The sequence below is a fragment of the Paenibacillus sp. MY03 genome (assembly GCF_002165585.1).
GTDB lineage: Bacteria > Bacillota > Bacilli > Paenibacillales > Paenibacillaceae > Pristimantibacillus > Pristimantibacillus agaridevorans.
The window spans coordinates 1-5192 of the sequence record NZ_MXQD01000094.1 but is presented as its reverse complement, the minus strand read 5'-3'; the positions used below and the strand labels follow the sequence as shown (position 1 = coordinate 5192).

The following is a 5192-nucleotide window of genomic DNA, read 5'->3' as shown; positions in this document are numbered from 1 at the left end:
AGCGTAGTGGAAGCTACGTGAGCACCGGAAGGTTCGGCTGAATTCAATATTCGACGTCGAATAAGCTTCTAGAATTACTTCGTAATGGGAAGCGGACTTTTTGAACGACCTCTTAAAAGAAGTAACGCGGCAAGGGAAAGGAGTCTTACTATGGCTCGTGCGTCAAACGTCAAGAATCGACTTAATCGCGGAGATGGGGCATGGGCCTACGCTTTCATCGCCATTGCGCTCGTTGTCTATGCGCTGTTCACGGCTTATCCGGTCGTGAGCGCCTTTTTGGTCAGCTTTCAAGAATACCGGCCATTAGGCTCGGAATACATTGGATTCGACAATTACTCGGGCATCTTCGCCAGCGAGCTGTTCTGGAAAGCGATCATGAATACGCTCGTTTATACAGTGCTGACTGTCCCGGTTGCATTAATCATATCGTTCGCGGTCGCGATCGCGATCATGCCGCTCAAAAAGTGGGCGCAGACGACTTTCAAGGCTATCTATTACTTGCCGGCGGTCGCTTCCGGCGTCGCCCTGTCCGTCGTATGGCTCTGGATCTACGATCCGCTTCCCGGCGGCATTCTGAACCAGTTGATCGGGATGTTGGGCATCCCTAGCCAGAACTGGTTGGGCGCCAGCTCGACCTCCATGTTCTCGCTTGTACTCATGTCCTGGCTGTCCAGCCATGGCACCAGCATCATTATTTATGTCGCGGCGCTGCTCGGAATCGACGAGAGCTACTACGAGGCGGCGGAGATCGACGGAGCGACATTCTGGCAAAAGATGTGGCACATCGTGCTGCCTTGCCTGAAGCCGACGACGCTGTTCCTGCTGGTCACCGGCGTGATCGGGTCGTTCCAGGTGTTCCAGAACGCTTATCTGATGACAGGCGGCGGTCCGGATCATTCCACGACGATGGTCGGCCTTCTGATTTTCGATACGGCATTCAAGTATTTCGAATTCGGCAAAGCGGCGGCTCAGTCGCTTGTATTGGCGGCCATTATCGGCGTCATCGCGTTCATTCAATTCAAATTCCTGGGCAAAGACGTGGAATATTAAGAGAAGGAGGGACCTGCTTTGGCACTGTTTAATAATCATCTAGGCAATCGTACAGCGAAATATACGCGCAACACCATTCTAGTCATCCTCCTTCTTCTGTTCGCCATGGCGACGATATTCCCGATCTACTTCATGATCATGTCGTCCTTTGGCGATCCCGTCGAAGCGGGAGCGGTCAGCTATTCCATCTGGCCCAGCAAGTTCTCGCTGGAGTCTTACAAGTTCTTCTTCGCCTTCAGCGAATATTCGTATCGCTGGATTCTCAACTCTCTTGTCGTAGCTACCGTGGTCATGGTGTCGAACGTTGTATTTGCCACGATGGCGGGATATGCGTTCTCGAAAATCCAGTTCCGCGGTCGCAACGTGCTGTTCGCCATACTGCTTGCGGCGATGATGATCCCTTATCAGGTCACGCAAGTACCGCTTTATATTTTGATCGTGAATATTTTCGAAATCCAGAACACGTACGGCGCTCTTATCATGCCGACGCTGGTTACCGTTTATAACATCTTCCTGGCGAAACAATTTATGGGCACGATTCCGAAAGAAATTCTGGAGTCGGCCAAGGTGGAAGGCTGCAACCAATTCCAGATTTTCGTGAAAATCATCATGCCGCTCTCGAAGACGGTTATGGCCGTTATGGCGATCCTGACCTTTATGGAGACGTGGAACACGTTCTTCTGGCCGTTCCTGGTCACGAACACGATGGATATGCAGACGATCCAGGTGGGACTCAAAAACTTCCGCTTCGCCAATACGACGTATTTCGCGCCGATGATGGCGGGCGCAACGATCTCTGCCGTGCCTATGTTCATTCTGTTCTTCAGCCTGCAGCGCTACTTCCTGGAAGGGGTAACGGTAGGCGCGGTGAAGGGGTAACGACCAACAGCTATTGGCGGAGGTGACTTACGATGCTTCAAACATGGAACGACCGATATACAGCCGAGGTTATTGCGTTATGGAATCTTGTGGCCGCGAGAGACGGCTATAAGGAGATGACAGCGGAGTCATTCGCGGCAATCCTGACGGAGAACCCGTATTTCGATCCGTTGTGCACGTTCGTATGGCTGGAGGGGGACCGCGTCGTCGGCTTTGCCTGCGGTTGCTCCGGCAACGATCTGCCGCTTGGCGATGTTGCGGGTTATATTACCTGCGTCCTGCTTGCGGACGAATACGCGGACGAGAGCAAGGCGGAAGCGCTTGTTCGCGCGATGGAAGCGCGATTTGCGGAGCTGGGGAAAAAACATGCGGATACGCTGTTTTTTAATCCCATGCAGCTGCCATGGTACGTTCCGGGTACGCCGGGGCACGAGCATAACAATGCTCCGGGCGTGCCTGCCGGCAGCTTGCTGCACGAGACGTTGAAGCGGCTCGGTTATATCGAACGCGCCGTTCAGTGCGCGATGTATTTGCCGCTTGGCAGCTTCGAGGTGCCGGAGAGCATCCTTGCGAAGGAAGAGACGGCCGCTAAGGCCGGTTATCGCGTCGAGATGCTGGATGCGACAAAGCATACTGGCGTTGAAGAGATGTTGGAAGTACTAGGAAATCCGCTTTGGCGTGCGGAGATTGGCAAGAGTCTCGCGGACGGGACGCCGGTCGTTATCGCAGCTCAGCATGGCCGCGCCGTCGGATTTGCGGGGCCGGTCGTAAGACAGGAGAACGGCCGGGGTTATTTTGCGGGTATCGGCGTGCATCCGGAGCATGAAGGGCACGGCCTCGGCTCGAGCCTCTTCTTCCGGCTGTGCGAAGCTTTCCAGGAAATTGGCACGGATTACATGTCCCTGTATACAGGCAGCAACAACCCGGCTCTGCGCATCTACGAGCGGGCGGGATTCAGGACGGCGAAAACCTTCGCCACGATGAGAGGGGAGCTTGGACGATGAGCGATAGACAACCGATTACGATATTGGGTATTGGCGCACATGTAGGAGACGTGGAGCTGGTGGCAGGGGGCGTGCTGGCCAGCCACTATCTGAAGGGCGACAAGATCGCGACGCTGGCGCTGACCGCCGGGGAGCGAGGCGTGCCTGCGGGGCAGGACGTAAACGAATACCGGGAGCAAAAAATTCGCGAGGCGCATACCTTCGCCGGCATGCTGGGCGGCGAGGCGCGCGTGTTCGAGATTCCCGACGGCGAAATTCCGGACGATCAGGAGATCCGGCTGCGCGTGTGCGACGTCATTCGCGAGGTCAAGCCGAATATTATTATTACGCATCATTGCAACAGCATGCACAAGGATCATGCCACGACGCATCGCATCGTAAACGATGCCAGGTTTTTCGCCGGCTTGGGCGCGATGGAACGCGAGCTTCCGCCACATTTTGCGGCTAAGCTGTATTATGGGGAAAATTGGGAGGATGCGGTCGGCTATGTTCCTTACGTGTATGTAGACTTCGACCAGAAAGCGTTCGATCTGTGGATCGAGGCGCTGTCGACGCACTGGTTCGTGACGGGCAGCAAGTCGTTCAACTATATGGACTACTATAAGTCGCTGGCCCGCGTTCGCGGTTTGGAGGCGCGCAAGGAATACGCCGAGACGTTCATGATCCCGCCGGAGACGATGCGTTTGCGCCAGTCGGAGCTGTAGGGCGCGGCATAAGGTGATTGGAGCATGGCCAACGGCAGATGGAGAGCCGTAGGGCGGCTTAGCTCTAGGTGCGGCCGATGGCAGATGGAGAGCCGTAGAGCGGCTTAGGGAGTCATGGGATGCTCGAGGTGCGGTGAAGGCAGATGGAGAGCCGTAGGGCGGCTTAGAGAGTCACGGGATGCTCGAGGTGCGGCCAGAGGCCGACGGATTTCACCGTGAGCAGCCGGTGCGTGGTTCACGGAGAGGGAGGAGTATGAAAGGGATGGGAACGATACGCCTTGGCGTTGATCGTGTGGACGAGTACGCCGACTGGTTCCGCGGGAAGCGGCTGGGACTTATTACGTCGCCTACCGGGCTTGGGGCGGACTTCCGCTCCACGATCGATACGTTGCATGAGAAGTTTCATTTGGCAGCCCTGTTCTCTCCGGAGCACGGGGTGAGAGGCGATCTGGCCGCAGGGGCGCTTGTCGACACGTACGTGGATGAAGCTACGGGCGTTCCCGTATACAGCTTGTACCGCAAGGATTCCAAGCGATTGACGCCGGAGATGCTGGACGCCGTCGATATGGTCGTCTATGATATCCAGGATGTAGGCACCCGATATTATACGTTTATTTATACGATGCTTTATGCGCTAGAGGATTGCGCGGCGGCGGGCAAACCGTTTGTCGTGTTGGATCGGCCGAATCCGCTGAATGGTGTGACGGTCGAGGGAAATGTACTTAAGGAAGGGTTCACGTCGTTCGTCGGTAATTATCCGCTCGCGATGAGGTATGGGTTAACCGCGGGGGAAGTCGCGGTCATGGCGAATGCGGAGCAGGGACTCGGCGCGGAGCTCTATGTCGTTCCTTTCGAAGGCTGGGATCGGAGGGAACGCTTCACGGGTGCCAGGGGAGCCTGGATTCCGCCGTCGATGGGCATTCCGCGTTTCGAGACGGCCTTGCTGTATCCGGGCACCTGTCTGTTCGAAGGGACCAATCTGTCGGAAGGGCGCGGCACGACGGCTCCGTTCGAAATCATCGGGGCGCCGTTTGTGGACGCCGACAAGCTTGCGGCGGAAATGAACGCGAAGCGCCTGCCGGGTGCCTACTTCCGGCCGACGTACTTTAAGCCGACGTTCTCCAAGCATGAAGGGGAGCTGTGCCGGGGCGTGTACGTCCATGTACTGGACGAGGCTGCGCTGCGGCCGGTAGAGCTTGGCTTGACGCTGCTGTTTACGATCAAGGAGATGTTTCCGGCATTCTCGTTCCTGCCGCCGGTGCGGGAAAACGGCAGGCCGTTTATCGATCTGCTGTGCGGCGAATCGGGCGTACGGGAGAGTGGGGGCGATTTGACCGGACTGCTGGAAAGGTTCTCCGAGGAAAGCCTGGCATTTGCCGAGCGGAAGAAGGCCTTTCATTTGTATTAGCCGCTGCAGTTGCTTCCTTGTTCTTATCGGGAGTCGGGAGTTGCGCGATAGACCGGGACTGGGAGTGGGACTAGGGGGCTTGAAGAGGCCAATCGCATATCGCATCGGAAAATAGAGGGAAAAGTGGACCTCTGTCAAGAAAGTAGA

Annotated in this window: 5 protein-coding genes; all 5 read left to right on the top strand. The window is 56.3% G+C overall.

From position 1 onward, the window contains the following. Window positions 1-150: 150 nt before the first annotated feature. Window positions 151-1050 (top strand): carbohydrate ABC transporter permease, encoded by a 900-nt coding sequence (locus B1748_RS35835; RefSeq protein WP_087572759.1) that lies wholly within the window; start codon window positions 151-153, stop codon window positions 1048-1050. Window positions 1051-1068: 18 nt separating this feature from the next. Continuing rightward, window positions 1069-1929: a carbohydrate ABC transporter permease gene (locus tag B1748_RS35830; protein ID WP_087572758.1), complete on the top strand. Its 861-nt coding sequence runs from the start codon at window positions 1069-1071 to the stop codon at window positions 1927-1929. Between the two features lie 32 nt (window positions 1930-1961). Continuing rightward, the gene (locus B1748_RS35825; protein WP_087572757.1) at window positions 1962-2933 is read left to right on the top strand and encodes a GNAT family N-acetyltransferase; all 972 of its coding nucleotides are present in this window, start codon (window positions 1962-1964) and stop codon (window positions 2931-2933) included. Continuing rightward, window positions 2930-3637, top strand: coding sequence for a PIG-L deacetylase family protein (locus tag B1748_RS35820; RefSeq protein WP_087572756.1), 708 nt, complete (start codon window positions 2930-2932; stop codon window positions 3635-3637). Before B1748_RS35825 ends, B1748_RS35820 begins: the two co-directional genes overlap by 4 nt. A gap of 262 nt (window positions 3638-3899) precedes the next feature. Then, window positions 3900-5045 (top strand): exo-beta-N-acetylmuramidase NamZ family protein, encoded by a 1146-nt coding sequence (locus tag B1748_RS35815; RefSeq protein ID WP_087572755.1) that lies wholly within the window; start codon window positions 3900-3902, stop codon window positions 5043-5045. The last annotated feature ends 147 nt before the right edge of the window (window positions 5046-5192 follow it).

What these genes read in the sequence shown, in the direction of transcription:
- B1748_RS35825 (WP_087572757.1), top strand. Translation starts at nt 1,962, where the DNA reads ATGCTTCAAACATGGAACGACCGATATACAGCCGAGGTTATTGCGTTA.
- B1748_RS35815 (WP_087572755.1), top strand. Translation starts at nt 3,900, where the DNA reads ATGGGAACGATACGCCTTGGCGTTGATCGTGTGGACGAGTACGCCGAC.
- B1748_RS35835 (WP_087572759.1), top strand. Translation starts at nt 151, where the DNA reads ATGGCTCGTGCGTCAAACGTCAAGAATCGACTTAATCGCGGAGATGGG.
- B1748_RS35820 (WP_087572756.1), top strand. Translation starts at nt 2,930, where the DNA reads ATGAGCGATAGACAACCGATTACGATATTGGGTATTGGCGCACATGTA.